Origin of the sequence: Streptomyces sp. NBC_00335 (assembly GCF_036127095.1) — a bacterium.
GTDB lineage: Bacteria > Actinomycetota > Actinomycetes > Streptomycetales > Streptomycetaceae > Streptomyces.
On the sequence record NZ_CP108007.1, the window covers coordinates 37,901 to 55,693 of the forward strand.

Sequence of the window (17,793 nt, forward strand, 5' to 3'; positions counted from 1 at the left end):
AGCCCCTGCCGTGCAGTTCCAGCAGTTACGCTCGTTCCGTGAAGTAGCCGCCGAGATGAGCTTCACTCGCGCCGCTCGCAACCTCCACTACTCGCAGCCCAGCGTCACCGCCCACATCAAGAACCTCGAGGACTACATCGGGGCCGAGCTGTTCCATCGCGCCGGCGGCCGGGTCCAGCTCACCGAGGCGGGCATGCGACTGTTGCCGCACGTAGAGAAGATCATCCTGATCGCCGAGGCCGCCTGTATAGACGCGGCCTCCGCCGGAAGTACCCGTCCTGCTGCCTGACCAGCCGCCGGACGGTTTCTGAAATTCTTTTCCATTCGGCCCGGCCGCGTATCCGAATTACCTGGATCGATGCCGGGCCGAAGCTATTTCCGAGGACTCGGAATACATCATTCCGCAATATTGAGAAGCGCGACCGGACCTTCTCGGTCATGTCGACAAGGCTTCCCTGCCTCGTTGTTGACGTACCTCTTGGAACGTGTTGGCGCCAGGGTTGGCGTAGATGGGCAATTGTCCGTGCGCAGCCCAACAAGAGCAGATCGGCGGCCGAGCCTACGCTCGGGGCAATCGAACTGTGCGCCCGGCAGCGGTCGCGTGTATTACCCCTGGAGAGGACACCAAAATGGGTCAGGTCCCGATAACGGATCAGTCGGCCGACGAGGCTCCGAACGACCTCATGACGGGCGACTCCTACCTGGAGAGCCTGCGTGACGGCCGCCAGGTCTTCGTGGACGGTGAGCTCGTCAAGGACGTGACGACGCACCCGGCCTTCGCCAACGCCGCGAGGTCGACCGCGCACCTCTACGACGCGCTCCACCACCCCGACACCAAGGACCTGATGACGACGGTCGACCGGTACACGGGGTACCGCGTCCACCGCTTCTTCACCCCGGCGCACTCGCCCGAGGACCTCATGAAGGCCCGTGACGCCATCGAGCACTGGGCCCGCCTGAGCTACGGCTTCATGAACCGCACGCCCGACTACAAGGCGTCGTTCATGGCCGGCCTGGCCGTCACCCACGACTTCTACGAGCCCTTCGGCGACAACGCCCGCGCCTGGTACGAGAAGTACGCCCGTCAGGGCCTGTCGATCAGCCACGCGATCGTCAACCCGCCCGTCGACCGCAACAAGCCGGCGCACGAGATCCGCGACGTCTACCTCAAGGTCGTCGAGGAGCGCGGGGACGGCATCGTCGTCGAGGGCGCCAAGCTCATGGCCACCGCCTCGGCGCTGAGCAACGTCGCCTTCGTCGGTCAGATCCACCTGGCCAACCTGGAAGCCGGCAAGGCCGAGGACATGGCGCTGGCCTTCATGGCCCCGCTGAACACCCCCGGCATGAAGGTCGTCTGCCGCACCTCCTACGAGGGCAAGGCCACCAGCCCGTTCGACAACCCGCTCTCCAGCCGGTTCGACGAGAACGACGCGGTGCTGGTCTTCGACAAGGCCTTCATCCCGTGGGAGAACGTCCTGATCTACCGGGACACCGAGAAGATCCACCAGTACTTCCCGCGCTCCGGCCTGCTCTCCCGCGGCTTCTTCCAGGGCGCGATCCGCATGTCGGTCAAGCTGGAGTTCATGGCGGGCATCCTCGACAAGGGCACCCGCATCAACGGCACGGACGGCTTCCGCGGCGTCCAGGCCGGCCTCGGCGAGCTGCTCGCCTGGCGCCACCAGACCTGGGCCGTCACCAGCGCCATGGCCCTGGACCCGGAGGCCGGCCCGGCCGGCACCGTACTGCCGCGCATGGACTACTCGGCCGGCTACCGGGCGCTCGCCCCGCTCAGCTGGGAGCGCACGCACCGCTTCTTCGAGGAGCACCTCGCGGGCGCGCTGCTGATGACCCCCTCCAGCGCCAAGGACCTGCAGAACCCGGAGCTGCGTCCGCTGCTCGACCGCTACTACCGCGGCACCGGCGCCACCGCCGAGGAGCGCACCAAGCTCTTCAAGCTGGCCTGGGACGCGATCGGCACCGAGTTCGGCGCCCGCCACGAGCTGTACGAGCTCAACTACGCCGGCGGTCCCGACCAGGTGCGCCTCGACACCCTGAACTGGTCGCGCGGAGCCGGTCTGCTCGACAACTACGGCGACCTCGTCCAGAGGGCCATGGACGACTACGACCTCGACGGCTGGACCCGCGGCCGCTGGGCCCAGGAGAACTGACCGTCAAGCCCGCGTACGGACGGGTGCCCGCGGCCGAAGCGCCGCGCGCACCCGTCCGCGCCCAGCAGAGAGGCCCGGCCATGAACCACGACCTGCGCGATGTGATGCGTTCCTTCGCCACCGGGGTCTGCGTCGTCAGCACCTACACCGACCAGGACGGCGTGCGCACCCACAACGCGATCACCGTCAACTCGCTCACCTCCGTCTCCCTGGAACCGCCGCTGGTGTCCCTGAGCTTCCGTCACGACTCGGAGTTCTTCGCCGAGCTGCTGCGGACCGGCGTCGTCGGGATCTCGATCCTCGGCGCCGAGGGCGAGTCCACCGCCCGCGCGTTCGCGCGCCGGCGGCCCGAGCGCGACCAGGCGCTGACCGAGGTGGCCGGAGCGCCGGGCGAGGCCACCGGGACGCTCCTGTTCGACGCGGCGGCCTGGATGGAGTGCAGCCTGCGCGACCACGTGGTGGCGGGTGACCACGTGATGGTCATCGGCGAAGTCGTCGCCATGGGTGCCCGCGAGACCCAGACCCCCCTGATCTTCCTTCAGGGCGGATTCCACAGATTCGAACTGGAACAGGTGTGACGTTGCGCGCGAAGAAGCTGTTGAACTGGCGGGTGTTCCTCGGAGCGGCGCTGGCCATATCAGCCCTGACCCTGCTGATCCTGCCCGGCAACCCGGCCCAGGCCACGGATTCCACCGCGCAGGCCGCGGCGCGCACCTCGGGCCCGGTGACCGTCTGCCTGGTGACCCGGGACGCCCCGACCCGCGAGCGCACCGTCAGGGTCGCGCAGTGGGCCTCGCAGGTACTGCTCCAGGAGACGCTCTCCTACGCGGGGCCCTGTGCCTCGTACGGCGCCCCGAGCGCGCTCGGCAACGGCACCGTGCGCACGTACGCGCAGATCAACGGCACCACCCCGCAGACCGTCGGCTTCGTCTTCCCCAAGAACACGCTGACCGGCCTGCCGACCGCCATGACCGACGGCCACCACTGCTACGACATGGACGGCAACGGCACGGTCAACGAGCACACCGAGTGCGTCGGCGGCCACGAGCGCCCGCTGGAGCTGCCCTCGCAGCTGACCGCGCTGCCCGGGATGCCGCTCAAGTGGGCCCTGCTGAACTACAACCCGATGGGCCACGGGCCGGAGCACATCTACGACACCCCGCACTTCGACTTCCACTTCTACACGCAGTCCAAGGCGGAGCGCGACGCGATCCGCAGCGGCCCCTGTGGCCTGGCCATCAACTGCGACGACTACGCGACGGCCATCAAGCCGGTCCCCCCGCGGTACCTGCCGGCGGACTACGTGAACAACAACGTGGCCGAGGCGGCCATGGGCAACCACCTGGTCGACATGAACTCGCCCGAATGGCACTCCACCGCCTTCACCCAGACCTTCATCTACGGCTCCTACGACGCCAAGATCAGCTTCCTCGAGCCGATGATCACGAAGGCCTGGTTCGAGGGCATAGCCGCCGGGGTCAACCCGAGCCGCTGCTGGCCGATCAAGCAGCCGCAGGAGTGGCAGATAGCCGGCTGGTACCCGCAGGAGTACTGCATCGACTACCGGGCCAACCGCGGGGACTTCACCGTCTCGATGAAGAACTTCAAGAACTCCGCCTCCTGAGTCGCAGCAGAACCGAGTCATCGGCCGACCGGCTTCACCCCCGCCGCACCGGGGGTGGCCGGCGGCTCCCACTGAATCCCCGGAGTAGGCGAGGAAAGGGCCACCGTGATCGCGGACAGCAAGGCCGGCGCACGACGACCCCGCGCCTTCCACGAATTGATAGGTGACTGACACATGTCCCGTGGATTCTCGATCGGTATCGTCGGAGGAGGCGCGGCTGCAGTCTGCTTGATCGACGCGTTGTCGCGAACACAAAGCGAACCGGGCAGCCTCACGGTCTTCGAACCGTCACCGCACCTGTGGCGCGGGCGGGCCTACCAGGTCGACACCGAGACCCTCAAGGTCAACGCGACCCCCGACGACATGTCCGTGCGCGCCGGCGACCTCCAGCACTTCGAGAACTGGCTGGAGACGCGGGACAAGGTCATAGGGGTCCGCACCGGAGTCGACCGCTGGTCCGGGAGCCGCTTCGCCCCCCGGACCGTCTACGGCGAGTACCTGGAGCAGACGGCCTACGCCGCGCTCGGCGAACTGCGCCGCCAGGGCTGGCGGGTCGACCTCGTCGGCGAGGGCGTCACCTCCGCGAGCCGCGCCGCCAACCGGGTCCTGCTGCGCACGGGCAACGGCCGGGCGCGTGCCTTCGACTACGCCATCCTGTGCGTCGGCGGCGACAGCCCCAAGGACGTCTACGGTCTGGGCAGCACCCCCGGCTTCGTCGGCGACCCGTACCCGATCGTCAACAAGCTGGCGGACGTCGGCGAGCGGGAGCACGTCGCGATCATCGGCAGCGGCCTGACCGCCATCGACATCATCCTGTCGCTGGCCGCCCAGGGACACCAGGGCAAGATCAGCCTGCTGTCCCGGCGCGGCGTCCTGCCCGGGGTGCGGCAGAAGGCGGTCCCCTTCGAGCTGCGTCACTTCACCCCGCACCGGATGGAGGAGCTGGCCGCGATCCACCCCGAGGTCACCCTCGAGGACATCGCCACCATCATGCGGGCCGAGTTCCGCGATGTCGGCGCCGACCTCGACGCGGTGGTCTCGGAGATCATCCGCGTCGACCTGGAGGACCCGGTCGACCGGCTGCGCCGGCAGATCGAAGAGGTCGACTCCCCCCACATGGGCCTGCGCATCCTCCAGCGCGCCGTCCCCGAGACCGGCCCCGACGTCTGGCCGATGCTGCGCGAACAGGACAAGGTCCAGCTGCTGCGCGCCCACTACCGCACGATCATGAGCCTGTGCTGCCCCATGCCGCCCGGCAGCGCCGGAGTCCTCCTCGACCTCGTCGAGGCGGACAAGCTGGAGATCGTCGCCGGACTGCAGAACATCACCCCGAACCCCGAGGCCGGCTTCGACGTCGTCACCGCCGAGGGACACGAGTTCACGGCCGACCGCGTCATCAGCGCGGTCAACGCCTCCGAGGGGCGCATCCCCACCAGCGCCGCGCCCCTGGTCACTTCGCTGATGCGCAGCCGCGTCGCCAGCCGCCACCCCCACGGCGGCCTGCACATAGCGCGTCCGACCAGCCAGCTCACCACCAACGGCCGGCCCGACCCGCGCCTGTACGGGCTCGGCAACATCGCCGCCGGCTCGCTCTTCTTCACCTTCGGCATCCCCTCCCTGGTCGACCGGAGCCAGGACATCGTCGGCGCGATCCTGCAGCACGCCGAGACCGTCACGGCCGCGACCCAGGAGAACGAGGACGTCCTGCTCACGGTCTAGCCGCCGGCGGGGCCCGCCCCGCTCGCGGCCGGGCCGCCGCCCGCACCCGTACCCGTACCGACACCGGAAGACGACCCGGAGATTCCGGAGATGAGGACCCCCGAGCATGAGCGTCACCGAGACCGACCGGCCCGCCTACCTGGCGGACACGCACACCGGCCTGCCGATCCCCGGCGAGCCGGTCTTCGCCACCCACGAGGAGACGCGCCGCCACCGCAAGCAGCGGCTCGCCGCCGCGCTGCGGCTCTTCGGCAAGTACGGCTTCGGTGAAGGCATCTCGGGCCACATCTCGGTCCGCGACCCGGAGCACGAGGACCGGTTCTGGGTGAACCCCTTCGGCGTCTCCTTCAACCTGGTCCGCGTCGGCGACCTCATCTGCGTCGACTCCGCGGGCAACGTGGTGGAGGGCAAGCACCGGGTCAACCCCAGTGCCTTCGTCATCCACTCGGCCATCCACGAGATGCAGCCGGGCGCCACGGCGGCCGCCCACGGCCACACCGCGCACTCCCGCGCGCTGGGCGCCCTGGGCCGCCTGCTGGACCCCATCGACCAGGAGTCCTCCGCCTTCTACAACCGCCAGGTCCTCTACGAGGAGTACGAGGGCCCCTCGGTCTCCGCCGAACTCGGCCGCGACATCGCGGAGAAGCTCGGCGACAACCGCGCGATCCTCCTGCGCCACCACGGCCTGATAACCGTCGGCGGATCGCTCGACGAAGCCGTGCACTGGTTCTTCACCTACGACAGCTGCGCCCAGGTGCAGCTGCTCGCCCGGGCGGCGGGCACGCCCAAGAGCTTCACCCACGAACAGGCCGTCGCCGCTGGGGACGGCTTCGGCGACGAGCAGCTGGGCTGGTTCAGCTTCCAGCTCCTCTGGGACGAGATCGTCCGCGAGCAGCCCGACTTCCTCGAAGAGGACTAGCCCGCGGGACGTCTCATCGTCCGGTACCACCCCCGATGAATCACCGAGGAAGAAGAGGCACCACCATGAACATCCTGCTTTTCGGAGCCAGCGGGCACATCGGCAGCGCCATCGCGGGCGAACTGCTCTCCCGCGGCCACGCCGTCACCGGCGTGACCCGCACCGGCGAGATCGCGGGCAACAGCCACGAAGGCCTGAAGGTGATCGCCGGTGACGCCACCAACGCCGACACCGTGGCCGAACTGTCCGCGGCGGGCTACGACGCCGTCGCCTCGGCCGTCGGCCCCAAGCTCGGCGTCGACGACGACCACAAGATCATCGTCGGTGCGGCCAACGCGCTCATCGAGGGCCTGACCCGCAGCGGCGTACGCCGCGTCGTGGTCCTCGGCGGCGCCGGCAGCCTGGAGGTCTCCCCGGGCGTCAAGGTCATCGACAACCCGAACTTCCCGGCCATGTGGAAGCAGAACGCCCTCGCCCAGAGCGAGGCGCTCGCCCTCTACCGCCAGGCCGGCTCCCTGGACTGGACGTTCATCTCCCCCGCCGCCCAGATCGAGCCCGGTGAGCGCACCGGGACCTATCGCGTCGGCGGTGAGCAGCTCCTGGTGGACGCCGAAGGCAAGAGCCAGATCAGCATCGCTGACTACGCGGTCGCCTTCGCGGACGTACTGGAGCGCGGCGACGCGATCCAGGCCCGCATCACCGTCGCCTACTGATTCCGCGTCCCCCGGAGGGGATCAGAAACATGACTTCATCCGCCACACCGAAGAGCGCCGGCATCGTCCGGTTCGCCATCATCCTCGGTGCACTCACCGCTCTCGGCCCCCTGGCCAACGACGCCTACATGCCGGGCCTCCCGCAGATCGCCGAGGACCTGAACACCAGCGCCTCGGCGGCCCAGCTCAGCCTCACCGCCTGCCTGCTCGGCCTCGGCATCGGCCAGCTCATCGCCGGGCCCGTCAGTGACGCGCTCGGCCGCCGCCGTCCGCTCATCGCGGGCCTTGCGCTGTTCGCCGTCACCGCCCTGCTGTGCGCCTTCGCCCCCAACATCTGGACGCTGGTCGGGCTGCGCGCCCTCCAGGGCCTCGGCGGCGCCACCGGCATCGTCATCGCCTCCGCGGTCGTGCGCGACCGGCACACCGGGCCCGCCGCGGCCCGGTTCTTCGCGATGCTGATGCTCATCACCGGCATCGCGCCGATCCTGGCCCCGATCCTCGGCGGCCAGCTGATGCTCGTCACCTCGTGGAAGGGCATCTTCATCGCCCTCGCGGTCATCGGCGCCCTGATGCTCTTCGGGGTCGCCGGCGCACTGCCCGAGACGCACCCCGCCGAACGGCGCGTGCGCGGCGGCCTCAAGGCCACCGGCCCGATCTTCCGCCGGCTGCTGTCCGACCGCGTGTTCGTCGGCTACAACCTGGCCTGCGGCTTCGCCTTCGCCGCGATGTTCGCGTACATCTCCGGCTCGACCTTCGTGCTCCAGTCCATCCACGGGATGTCCCCGCAGGGCTACAGCGTCGTCTTCGGCGTCAACGCCCTCGGCCTGGTCATCGCCGCGCAGGTCAGCGGCCGCATCGTGCACAAGACCGGCCCGCGCGCCCTGCTCGCCACCGGTCTGGCGCTCTCCGCGGTCGGCGGCCTCGCGCTGCTCGCCGTCGTCCTCACCGACGCCGGTCTGGCCCCGCTGCTCGTCGCGCTCTTCCTGGTCGTCTCCAGCGTCGGCCTGGTCCTGCCGAACTCCTTCGCGCTGGCCCTCCAGGACCACGGTGACGTGGCCGGTTCGGCCGCCGCGCTGCTGGGACTGTCCCAGCACCTGATCGGCGCGGCCGTGGTCCCGCTCGTCGGCCTCGCCGGCGAGGACAGCGCGGTGCCGATGGGCATCGTCATCGCCGTCCTCGGCGTCGGCGGTCTGCTCTTCTTCGGCCTCACCAAGGGCCACCAGGCCGCCGGCGAGGAAGCCGGCGCCCCGGCGCCCGGCGAGCAGGAGCCCTCGGCCCGGACCACCCAGGTCCACGAGCCGGCCTAGGCACCTGGCGAGACAGGCTCCCCCAACGGATTGCCCACCGGGGGTCCGTACGGCCGCACCACCGTACGGACCCCCGGCTCCCGGGGCCGCCATCCCGGGCGGCGACAGGCCCACACCTCTTCCCTTTCCACCGAAACCGATCGAGGCACAGCCACCATGACCCTCGCCACGCACGCCACGGCCGTCGACTCCTGGCGGCTGCTGCCCGCCGCCCAGCAGCCGTCCTACCCCGACCCGGTCGCCCTGCGCTCCGCGCTCGACGACCTCGCCTCCTACCCGCCCCTGGTCTTCGCCGGCGAGTGCGACCGGCTGCGCGACCGGCTCGCCGACGTCGCCCGGGGCGAGGCCTTCGTCCTCCAGGGCGGGGACTGCGCCGAGACCTTCGACGCCGTCAGCTCCGACCAGGTCCGCGACAAGGTCCGCACCCTGCTCCAGATGGCCGCCGTCCTCACCTACGCGAGCTCCGTACCCGTGGTGAAGATCGGCCGGATCGCCGGGCAGTACTCCAAGCCGCGCTCCAAGCCCACCGAGATCCAGGGCGGTGTGGAACTGCCGGTCTACCGCGGAGACTCCGTCAACGGCCTCGCCTTCACTCCCGAGTCCCGCACCCCGGACCCCGAGCGGCTCAAGCGGATGTACCAGTCCTCCGCCGCCACCCTGAACCTCGTACGGGCCTTCACCACCGGCGGCTACGCCGACCTGCGCCAGGTCCACGAGTGGAACCGCGACTTCGTCGCCGCCTCCCCGGTCGGAGAGCGCTACGAGCGCCTCGCCGGGGACATCGACGACGCCCTGACCTTCCTCGCCGCCTGCGGCGCCGACCCGGCCGCCGTCCACTCCTCCGAGATCTTCGCCAGCCACGAGGCACTGCTCCTGGACTACGAGGCCGCGCTCACCCGCGTCGACGCCCGTACCGGCCGGCTCTACGACGTCTCCGGCCACATGATCTGGATCGGTGAGCGCACCCGTCAACTGGACGGCGCCCACGTCGAGTTCGCCTCCAGCGTGCAGAACCCCATCGGCGTCAAGCTCGGCCCCACGACCTCCGCCGACGAGGCCCTGCGCCTCATCGACAAGCTGGACCCGCAGCGCGAGCCCGGCCGCCTCACCTTCATCACCCGGATGGGCGCCCGCAACGTCCGCGAGATCCTCCCCGAGCTCATCGGCAAGGTCACCGCCGAGGGCGCGCGCCCCGCGTGGATCTGCGACCCGATGCACGGCAACACCTTCGAGGCGCCCAGCGGCCACAAGACCCGCCACTTCGACGACGTGCTCGACGAGGTCACCGGCTTCTTCGAGGTCCACCGCACGCTCGGCACCCACCCCGGCGGCATCCACATCGAGCTGACCGGCGACGACGTCACCGAATGCGTCGGAGGCGGCGCCGAGGTCCGGCTCGCCGACCTCGGGCAGCGCTACGAGTCCGCGTGCGACCCGCGCCTGAACCGCGAGCAGTCGCTCGACCTGGCCTTCCGGGTCGCCGAGCTGTACCGCGACCGGCAGGCGGTCGCCGCTGCCCGCCGCGAAGCCGTACCGGCCGCCGCCTGATCCCGAGCGACCGATCGACGTTCCGTCCTGAAGCAAAGGGAGAAGCCCATGTCCGTGCGTGCCCTGCGCGGTGCCATCCAGCTGGAAGTCGACGAGCGGGGCCACCTGCTGGACGGGGTCCGAACGCTGTTCCAGGAGATGCTCGCCGCCAACGGGCTCGACCAGGAGGAGCTGGTCAGCCTGTTCTTCACGGCGACCCCGGACCTGGTCAGCGAGTTCCCGGCGGTCGCCGCCCGCGATCTGGGCGTGACCGACGTGCCGATGATGTGCGCGCAGGAACTGGACATCGCCGGGTCCCTGCCCCGGGTCGTGCGGATCCTCGCGTACGCCGAGACGGAGCTGTCCAAGCGCGAGATCAAGCACGTCTACCTGGGCGGTGCGGCCGCCCTGCGCCGGGACCTGGTCACCGCCGGAGATACCAGATGATCCGCTCCGCCGCGGTGGTGGGTACGGGCCTCATCGGAACCTCCATCGCCCTGGCCCTGTCCCGCCGCGGGGTGGCCGTCCACCTCATCGACGAGAACGACTCGGCCGCCCGCACCGCCGCCTCGCTCGGCGCCGGCACCCTCGGCGCCCCGAAGAACACCGTGGACCTGGCCGTACTGGCCGTCCCGCCGGCCCAGGTCGGTGCCGTCCTCGCCGTCCAGCAGAGGCTGGGCCTGGCCCGCTCGTACACCGACGTCGCCAGCGTCAAGACCGAGCCGGAGATCGGGGTCCTCGCCGCGGGCGCCGATCCCGTCAGCTTCATCGGCGGACATCCCATGGCCGGCCGGGAGCGCTCCGGCCCGCTCGCCGCCTGCGCCACCCTCTTCGAGGGCCGTTCCTGGGTGCTGACCCCCACGGCCCACACCAGCCGCGACGCGCTCAACATGGCGCTCATGATGGTCTCGCTGTGCGGGGCGGTGCCCGTCGTCATGGACAGCGACGTCCACGACCGGGCCGTGGCCCGCGTCTCCCACACCCCGCACGTGGTGGCCTCGCTGATGGCCGCCCGCCTCCAGCACCTCCCGGAGGACGCCTGCCGGCTCGCCGGGCAGGGTCTGCGCGACGTGACCCGGATCGCCGGGGGAGACCCCCGGCTGTGGAGCGACATCCTGGAGTCCAACGCCACCGCCGTCGCCGACGTGCTGACCGAACTCGCCGAGGACCTCCAGGTCACCGTGTCCGCCCTGCGGGGCCTGGCCACCGACGACGCCGACGAACGCGCCCAGGGCACCACGCTCCTGGCCGACCTCCTCGGCCGCGGCCTCAGCGGCCGCGACCGCATCCCCGGCAAGCACGGACATCCGGTACCCGCCTGCGCGCCGGTCCGGGTCCTGATCGGGGACCAGCCCGGCGAACTCGCCCGGCTCCTCGCGAACGCCGCCGAAATCGGCGTCAACATCGAGGACATGACCATCGACCACTCGCCCGGCGACGAGAGCGGCCTGGTCGAGCTGATGGTCGCCCGCGGGACCGCGGTGACCGTGTCCCAGGGCCTGATGAGCGCGGGCTGGCGGGTCCAGCGGATGGGGCCGATCGAGGCTCCGCCGGTGGCCGTCGGAGTCTGACCCCGCGTCCGCGGATTCCCGTACGGGCCCTCCCTGCGTCCGCGGATCCCCGTACAGGCCCTCCCCGCGTCCGCGGATCCCGTAAGACCCTCCCGTCCTCCGCCCCCTCTACGGGGGACCCGGCCGCCCCACCGGCCGGGTCCGACCGCCCACCAGCCGGCCCACCACGCCGCACGACAGAGGATCACCCTTGAGTACTTTGCGATGGCTCACCGCGGGCGAATCGCACGGCCCCGCGCTCACCGCCGTCCTCGAAGGCCTGCCCGCCGGGGTGGAGATCTCCACCAAGGCGGTCGCCGACTCCCTCGCCCGACGCCGCCTCGGCCACGGCCGGGGCGCCCGGATGGCCTTCGAGCGGGACGAGGTGACCTTCCTCGGCGGCGTCCGCCACGGCCTCACCCAGGGCGGACCCGTGTCGATCCAGGTCGGCAACACCGAATGGCCCAAGTGGCAGACGGTGATGGCCGCCGACGGCGTCGACCCGGAGGTGCTGGCCGGCCGGGCGCGCAACGCCCCGCTCTCGCGCCCCCGCCCGGGCCACGCCGACCTCGCCGGGATGCAGAAGTACGGCTTCGACGACGCCCGGCCGGTACTGGAGCGGGCCAGCGCCCGCGAGACCGCCGCCCGCGTCGCCGTCGGCGAGGTCGCCCGGGCCTTCCTCCAGCAGGCGTACGGGATCACGATCGTCAGCCACGTCGTCTCGCTCGGCGCGGCCGCCGCCCCCGACGGCGTGGTGCCGGGGCCCGAGGACACCGAGCGCGTGGATGCCGACCCGGTGCGCTGCCTGGACCCGGAGGCCTCCGCCGCGATGGTCGCCGAGGTCGACCGGGCCCACGAGAACGGCGACACCCTCGGCGGAGTCGTCGAGGTGCTCGCGTACGGACTTCCGCCGGGCCTGGGCAGCTACGTCCACGGCGACCGGCGCATCGACTCCCGGCTCGCGGCCGCCCTCATGGGCATCCAGGCCATCAAGGGCGTCGAGTTCGGCGACGGCTTCGGCCTCGCCAAGGTCCCCGGCTCCCTCGCCCACGACGAGATCGAGCGGGACGAGGAGGGGGCCGTCCGCCGCCGCACCGCCCGCTCCGGCGGGGTCGAGGGCGGCATGACCACCGGCGAACCCCTGCGGGTGCGCGCCGCCATGAAGCCCATCGCCACCGTGCCGCGCGCCCTGGCCACCATCGACGTCGCCACCGGCGAACCCGCCGTCGCCCACCACCAGCGCTCCGACGTCTGCGCGGTGCCCGCCGCGGCCGTCGTGGCCGAGGCGATGACGGCGCTGGTCCTCGCGCACGCCGCACTGGAGAAGTTCGGCGGGGACTCCCTCGCCGAGACCGCCCGCAACCACCGGGGCTACCTCGAGAACCTGGCCGTCCGGTGAGCGCCCCGACGCTGAACACGCCGATCCTGGCGGGGAGCACCCGGATACCGGTCGGCGGGGACCGCCCGTACGAGGCCGTCGTGGGCCACGGGCTGACCGGCGAGACCGGCCGCGTCCTGGGCTCCGAACCGCTGCGGGTGGCCGTCGTGCACTCCCGCACGCTGCTGGCCACGGCCCGGCGGATCGCCCGGGAACTCGACCACGAGGGACGCATCGTGGTCTCCCTCGAAGTGCCCGAGGGCGAAGCCGCCAAGGACATGACCGTGGTGGTGGGCCTGTGGCGGGCCCTCGCGGACGCCGGCTTCACCCGCTCCGACGCCATCGTGGCCGTCGGCGGCGGCGCCACCACCGACCTCGCCGGGTTCGCCGCCGCCGGCTGGCTGCGCGGCGTACGCCTCGTCCTCGTGCCGACCACCCTGCTGGGCATGGTCGACGCCGCCATCGGCGGGAAGACCGCCGTCAACCTGCCCCAGGGCAAGAACCTCGTCGGCGCCTTCCACCCGCCCGCCGGGGTGCTGTGCGACCTGGACCTGCTGGCCACCCTGCCGCCCGCCGACTACGCCAGCGGCCTCGCCGAGGTCATCAAGGCCGGGTTCATCGCCGACCCGGAGATCCTGCGCCTGGTCGAGGAGGACCCCGCCGGCGCCGTCCACACCCGGGAGCTCGTGGAGCGGGCCATCCGCGTCAAGTCGGAGGTCGTCACCGAGGACTTCCGGGAGGACGGCCGCCGCGAGCACCTCAACTACGGCCACACCCTGGGCCACGCCATCGAGCGGGTCTCCGGCTACCGGGTCCGGCACGGCCACGCGGTCGCCGCCGGCATGGTCTTCGCCGCCGAACTCGCCCGGCTCGACGGCCGGCTGTCCGCCGCCGACACCGAGCGCCACCGCGCCCTCCTCGCCGCCGCCGGCCTGCCCACCACCCACGGCGGAGCCTGGGCCCCGCTGCGCGACGCGATGGGCATCGACAAGAAGACCCGGGGCAGCCGCCTGCGGTTCGTCGTGCTCGACGCCATCGGCCGTCCCGCCCTGCTCACCGCACCGGACGAGGCGCTCCTCGCCGCCGCCTACGAACGGCTCGCCCGGTGATCCGGCCCGGAGTCCGCTACGCCCGCGCCCGCGCGATCCGCCGCGCCCACGGCGAAGCGGACACGACCGTGCGGGTGCCCCTTGCTGCCCCGCTCCCGCAGCCCGGCGCGGCCCGTGCCCGGGCGGCGTTCCCGGCCCGCGCGGGGAACGCCGTCGCGGTTCCGGTCCTGCTGGGCACCGCGGTCCCCGCCCGGGCCGGAGCACCCCTGCGCGCCTGGGTGCCCGGACCGGCCAGAGCACTCGTACCCGCCGAATCCCCCGAACAGGAAGGCCCGTCATGACCGTCGCCACCGCCCCGCAGGGCCCCGCGTCCGCCCTGCTCTGGGAGGACGCCGACCGCCGGGCCGTCGAGGTCGCCCGCGCCCTGACCGTGGACGCGGTCGAGGCGGCCGGACACGGACACCCCGGCACCGCCATGAGCCTCGCCCCGGCCGCCTACCTGCTCTTCCAGCGGCTGCTGCGCCACGACCCCCGGGACCCGCGCTGGGCCGGCCGCGACCGGTTCGTGCTCTCCTGCGGCCACGCCAGCCTGACCCTCTACACGCAGCTCTACCTGTCGGGCTACGGGCTCACCCTCGACGACCTCAAGGGCCTGCGCACCGAGGGCAGTCTGACCCCCGCGCACCCCGAGTACGGGCACACCCCGGGCGTGGAGACCACCACGGGCCCCCTCGGCCAGGGCCTCGCCAACGCGGTCGGCATGGCCATGGCGGCCCGCCGCGAGCGCGGACTGTTCGACCCGGAGGCCGCCCCCGGCGCCTCCCCCTTCGACCACACCGTCTGGGCCATCGCCTCCGAGGGCGACCTGGAGGAGGGCGTCGCGCACGAGGCCAGCTCGCTGGCCGGCCACCAGCGGCTGGGCAACCTCGTCGTCCTCTACGACGAGAACCGCATCTCCATCGAGGACGACCGGCAGATCGCGCACTCCGAGGACACCCTCGCCCGCTACCGGGCGTACGGCTGGCACGTGCAGGAGGTCGACTGGACGGCCACGGGGGAGGCCACCGAGTACACCGAGGACGTGCCGGCCCTGCACCGGGCGCTCACCACCGCCCGCGAAACCACCGACCGGCCCTCGCTCGTATCGCTGCGCACGATCATCGGCTGGCCCGCGCCGAAGAAGCGCAATACCGGCGGCATCCACGGATCGGCCCTCGGCGCGGAGGAGGCCGCGGCCGCCAAGGCGGCGATGGGCCTCGACCCCTCGCTCTCCTTCCAGGTCCCCGCCGAAGTACTGGACCACGCCCGCCGGGTCGCCGACCGCGGCGCCGAGGCCCACCGCCAGTGGGACAAGACCCTCGCCGACTGGCGCGCCCTGAACCCCGAGCGCGCCGAGCTCTTCGACCGGCTCTCCGAGCGCCGGCTGCCCGAGGGCTGGCAGGAGAGCCTGCCCGTGTTCTCCGGGGGCGGCCAGATGGCCACCCGCAAGGCCTCGGGCGAGGTGCTGAACGCGCTGGCCGGCGTACTGCCCGAACTGTGGGGCGGCTCCGCGGACCTCGCCGAGTCCAACCTCACCACCATGAAGGGCGAACCCTCCTTCATCCCGGAGGAGTTGTCGACGGATGCGTACTCCGGCCACCGGTACGGGCGGACCCTGCACTTCGGCATCCGCGAGCACGCCATGGGCGCCGTCCTCAACGGCATCGCCCTGCATGGCGGAACCAGGCCCTACGGCGGCACCTTCCTCGTCTTCTCCGACTACATGCGCCCGGCCGTCCGTCTCGCGGCCATGATGAAGCTGCCCGTCACCTACGTCTGGACCCACGACTCCATCGGACTCGGCGAGGACGGCCCCACCCACCAGCCGATCGAGCACCTCTGGTCGCTGCGCGCCATCCCGGGCCTGGACGTGGTCCGGCCCGCCGACGCGAACGAGACCGTCGTGGCCTGGCGCACCATCCTGGAGAACGACGACCGCCCGGCGGGCCTGTGCCTGTCCCGGCAGAACCTGCCCGTGCTGGAGCGCACCGAGGAGAGCGGGCTGTCCCCCGCCGAGGGCGCTGCACGCGGCGGCTACGTCCTGGCCGAGGCCGAGGCCGAGGCCGGGGCCGGGGGCGGGAGCAGGAGCCCCGAGGTCATCCTCATCGCCACCGGCAGCGAGGTGCCCATCGCCCTCGACGCCCGCCGCATCCTCCAGGACGGGGGCCTCGCCACCCGCGTCGTGTCCATGCCCTGCCTGGAGTGGTTCCAGGCGCAGGAGGAGGAGTACCGCGAGGAGGTGCTCCCCGCCGGCGTGGCCGCCCGGGTCTCGGTGGAGGCGGGCTCCAGCCTCGGCTGGTACGCCTTGGTCGGCGCGGCCGGCACCTCGCTCGGCATCGACTCCTTCGGCGCCTCCGCCCCGTACCAGTCGCTGTACGAACTCCACGGCCTGACCGCGCCGAAGGTCGCCGCGGCGGCCCGCGCGAGCTTCGAGCGGGCGCAGCGGTCTCAGGGGTCCCAGGGGTCCCAGCGGTCCCAGCGCAAGGCAGCGGACCGATGAGCGCCGTCACCGTGCTGGAGGCCCGGATCCCCGGCTCCAAGAGCATCACCAACCGGGCGCTGCTCCTCGCGGCCGCCGCCCCCGGCCGCAGCCGCCTCGGCGCGCCCCTGGTCAGCGACGACACCCTCGCCTTCCGGGCCGCGCTGACGGACCTGGGCACCGGGGTGCGCGACATCGGCGACAGCGGCTACGGGTACGGGGACGGCTCCGGCTACGGCGACGGCTCCGGCGAGGTCTGGGAGGTCACCGGGCGCGGCGCCGGACCGGCCGGCCCCGGCCGGGTCTGGTGCGCCGACGCCGGCACCGCGGCGCGCTTCCTGCCGCCCTTCGCGGCCACCGGGCACGGGGAGATCGCCTTCGACGGCTCCGACCAGTTGCGGGCGCGCCCGCTGCGGCCGCTGCTGGAGGCGCTCACCGGGCTCGGCGTGAAGGTGCGCGGCACGGGCCTGCCCTTCACCCTTATCGCGCGGGGGCTGGGCGGCGGCCGCATCGAGCTGGATTCCGGGCTCAGCAGCCAGTACCTCTCCGGGCTGCTGATGGCCGCCCCGCTGATGGGCGGACCGCTCACGGTGGACGTGCCGCGGCTGGTCAGCCGTCCGTACGTGGACATGACCCTGGCCCTCATGCGGCACTTCGGTGCCCGGGTCGAGGAGGAGGGCAGCACGATCACGGTCCACCCGGGCGGGTACCGGCCCACCGACCTCGACATCGAGCCGGACGCCTCGACCGCCTCGTACTTCTTCGCGGCGGCGGCCGTCACCGGGCGCACCGTACGGGTCCGGGCGCTGGGTTCCGGCAGCCTGCAGGGCGACACCGCCTTCGTGGAGGTGCTGGCCAAGGCCGGGGCCCGGGTCACCAGGACCGCGGAGTGGACCGAAGTCACGGGTGCCGGCGCGCTGCGCGGCGGATTCACCGTCGACATGGGTGACATCTCGGACACCTTCATGACGATGGCCGCGATCGCCCCGCTCGCGGACGCCCCGGTCACCATCACGGGCATCGCGCACGCCCGGCTGAAGGAGTCCGACCGGATCGCCGCCGTCGCGCAGAACCTGCGCGCGCTGGGCATCCGGGTCGAGGAGGGACCGGACCGCATCACCGTCCACCCGGGCGCGCCCGCCCCGGCGACGATCGACTGCCGGCGGGACCACCGCATCGCGATGTCCTTCTCGGTACTGGGCCTGCGCGCCGCCGGCATCACCCTCGACGACCCGGCCTGCGTGGCCAAGACCTTCCCCGGGTTCCACGAGGAGCTGCGCCGGCTGTTCGGCTGAGACGCGCGGAGCGGCGCCCCTGTGGG

Annotated in this window: 16 protein-coding genes; all 16 read left to right on the top strand. The window is 72.1% G+C overall.

The window, feature by feature from the left end; genetic code table 11:
• The first annotated feature begins 10 nt into the window (after positions 1 to 10).
• The 16 genes from OHA37_RS39685 to aroA all read left to right on the top strand — a co-directional run bounded on the left by OHA37_RS39685 (position 11) and on the right by aroA (position 17,767).
• Entirely contained in the window at positions 11 to 289 is a 279-nt protein-coding gene (locus OHA37_RS39685; RefSeq protein WP_266914254.1) for a LysR family transcriptional regulator, read from the top strand.
• Positions 290 to 629: 340 nt separating this feature from the next.
• The gene (locus OHA37_RS39690) at positions 630 to 2,168 is read left to right on the top strand and encodes a 4-hydroxyphenylacetate 3-hydroxylase family protein (RefSeq protein ID WP_266914256.1); all 1,539 of its coding nucleotides are present in this window, start codon (positions 630 to 632) and stop codon (positions 2,166 to 2,168) included.
• Between the two features lie 80 nt (positions 2,169 to 2,248).
• Entirely contained in the window at positions 2,249 to 2,746 is a 498-nt protein-coding gene (locus OHA37_RS39695) for a flavin reductase family protein (RefSeq protein WP_266914258.1), read from the top strand.
• Complete coding sequence (locus tag OHA37_RS39700; RefSeq protein ID WP_266914260.1) at positions 2,743 to 3,792, top strand: hypothetical protein; 1,050 nt, start codon at positions 2,743 to 2,745, stop codon at positions 3,790 to 3,792. The genes OHA37_RS39695 and OHA37_RS39700 overlap by 4 nt, the downstream gene beginning before the upstream one ends.
• Before the next feature lie 174 nt (positions 3,793 to 3,966).
• Positions 3,967 to 5,511: an FAD/NAD(P)-binding protein gene (locus OHA37_RS39705; RefSeq protein WP_266914262.1), complete on the top strand. Its 1,545-nt coding sequence runs from the start codon at positions 3,967 to 3,969 to the stop codon at positions 5,509 to 5,511.
• Positions 5,512 to 5,617: 106 nt separating this feature from the next.
• Complete coding sequence (locus tag OHA37_RS39710) at positions 5,618 to 6,430, top strand: class II aldolase/adducin family protein (protein ID WP_266914264.1); 813 nt, start codon at positions 5,618 to 5,620, stop codon at positions 6,428 to 6,430.
• A 65-nt stretch (positions 6,431 to 6,495) separates the two neighbouring features.
• Positions 6,496 to 7,143 (top strand): NAD(P)-dependent oxidoreductase, encoded by a 648-nt coding sequence (locus OHA37_RS39715; RefSeq protein ID WP_266914266.1) that lies wholly within the window; start codon positions 6,496 to 6,498, stop codon positions 7,141 to 7,143.
• Positions 7,144 to 7,172: 29 nt separating this feature from the next.
• Complete coding sequence (locus tag OHA37_RS39720; RefSeq protein WP_266914268.1) at positions 7,173 to 8,450, top strand: multidrug effflux MFS transporter; 1,278 nt, start codon at positions 7,173 to 7,175, stop codon at positions 8,448 to 8,450.
• Between the two features lie 156 nt (positions 8,451 to 8,606).
• A complete protein-coding gene (locus OHA37_RS39725; protein ID WP_266914270.1) occupies positions 8,607 to 9,998 on the top strand; it encodes a class II 3-deoxy-7-phosphoheptulonate synthase in 1,392 nt (463 codons plus the stop codon).
• Between the two features lie 48 nt (positions 9,999 to 10,046).
• Positions 10,047 to 10,424 carry a chorismate mutase gene (gene aroH / locus OHA37_RS39730; RefSeq protein WP_266914272.1) on the top strand — a complete coding sequence of 126 codons (378 nt, stop codon included), beginning with the start codon at positions 10,047 to 10,049 and terminating at the stop codon, positions 10,422 to 10,424.
• On the top strand, positions 10,424 to 11,548 hold the full coding sequence (locus tag OHA37_RS39735) for a prephenate dehydrogenase (RefSeq protein ID WP_266914629.1): 1,125 nt from the start codon (positions 10,424 to 10,426) through the stop codon (positions 11,546 to 11,548). The genes aroH and OHA37_RS39735 overlap by 1 nt, the downstream gene beginning before the upstream one ends.
• 190 nt (positions 11,549 to 11,738) lie before the next feature.
• The gene (aroC, locus tag OHA37_RS39740; RefSeq protein WP_266914274.1) at positions 11,739 to 12,926 is read left to right on the top strand and encodes a chorismate synthase; all 1,188 of its coding nucleotides are present in this window, start codon (positions 11,739 to 11,741) and stop codon (positions 12,924 to 12,926) included.
• A gap of 26 nt (positions 12,927 to 12,952) precedes the next feature.
• Positions 12,953 to 14,014, top strand: a complete 1,062-nt coding sequence (gene aroB, locus OHA37_RS39745) for a 3-dehydroquinate synthase (RefSeq protein WP_328694625.1) — start codon at positions 12,953 to 12,955, stop codon at positions 14,012 to 14,014.
• The gene (locus OHA37_RS39750; protein WP_266914278.1) at positions 14,011 to 14,295 is read left to right on the top strand and encodes a hypothetical protein; all 285 of its coding nucleotides are present in this window, start codon (positions 14,011 to 14,013) and stop codon (positions 14,293 to 14,295) included. The genes aroB and OHA37_RS39750 overlap by 4 nt, the downstream gene beginning before the upstream one ends.
• Positions 14,292 to 16,493, top strand: a complete 2,202-nt coding sequence (gene tkt / locus OHA37_RS39755) for a transketolase (RefSeq protein ID WP_266914280.1) — start codon at positions 14,292 to 14,294, stop codon at positions 16,491 to 16,493. Before OHA37_RS39750 ends, tkt begins: the two co-directional genes overlap by 4 nt.
• A complete protein-coding gene (aroA, locus tag OHA37_RS39760; RefSeq protein ID WP_266914282.1) occupies positions 16,490 to 17,767 on the top strand; it encodes a 3-phosphoshikimate 1-carboxyvinyltransferase in 1,278 nt (425 codons plus the stop codon). The genes tkt and aroA overlap by 4 nt, the downstream gene beginning before the upstream one ends.
• The last annotated feature ends 26 nt before the right edge of the window (positions 17,768 to 17,793 follow it).

What these genes read in the sequence shown, in the direction of transcription:
- OHA37_RS39695 (WP_266914258.1), top strand. Translation starts at nt 2,249, where the DNA reads ATGAACCACGACCTGCGCGATGTGATGCGTTCCTTCGCCACCGGGGTC.
- OHA37_RS39720 (WP_266914268.1), top strand. Translation starts at nt 7,173, where the DNA reads ATGACTTCATCCGCCACACCGAAGAGCGCCGGCATCGTCCGGTTCGCC.
- tkt (WP_266914280.1), top strand. Translation starts at nt 14,292, where the DNA reads ATGACCGTCGCCACCGCCCCGCAGGGCCCCGCGTCCGCCCTGCTCTGG.
- OHA37_RS39705 (WP_266914262.1), top strand. Translation starts at nt 3,967, where the DNA reads ATGTCCCGTGGATTCTCGATCGGTATCGTCGGAGGAGGCGCGGCTGCA.
- aroH (WP_266914272.1), top strand. Translation starts at nt 10,047, where the DNA reads ATGTCCGTGCGTGCCCTGCGCGGTGCCATCCAGCTGGAAGTCGACGAG.
- OHA37_RS39710 (WP_266914264.1), top strand. Translation starts at nt 5,618, where the DNA reads ATGAGCGTCACCGAGACCGACCGGCCCGCCTACCTGGCGGACACGCAC.
- aroA (WP_266914282.1), top strand. Translation starts at nt 16,490, where the DNA reads ATGAGCGCCGTCACCGTGCTGGAGGCCCGGATCCCCGGCTCCAAGAGC.
- OHA37_RS39690 (WP_266914256.1), top strand. Translation starts at nt 630, where the DNA reads ATGGGTCAGGTCCCGATAACGGATCAGTCGGCCGACGAGGCTCCGAAC.
- OHA37_RS39715 (WP_266914266.1), top strand. Translation starts at nt 6,496, where the DNA reads ATGAACATCCTGCTTTTCGGAGCCAGCGGGCACATCGGCAGCGCCATC.
- OHA37_RS39725 (WP_266914270.1), top strand. Translation starts at nt 8,607, where the DNA reads ATGACCCTCGCCACGCACGCCACGGCCGTCGACTCCTGGCGGCTGCTG.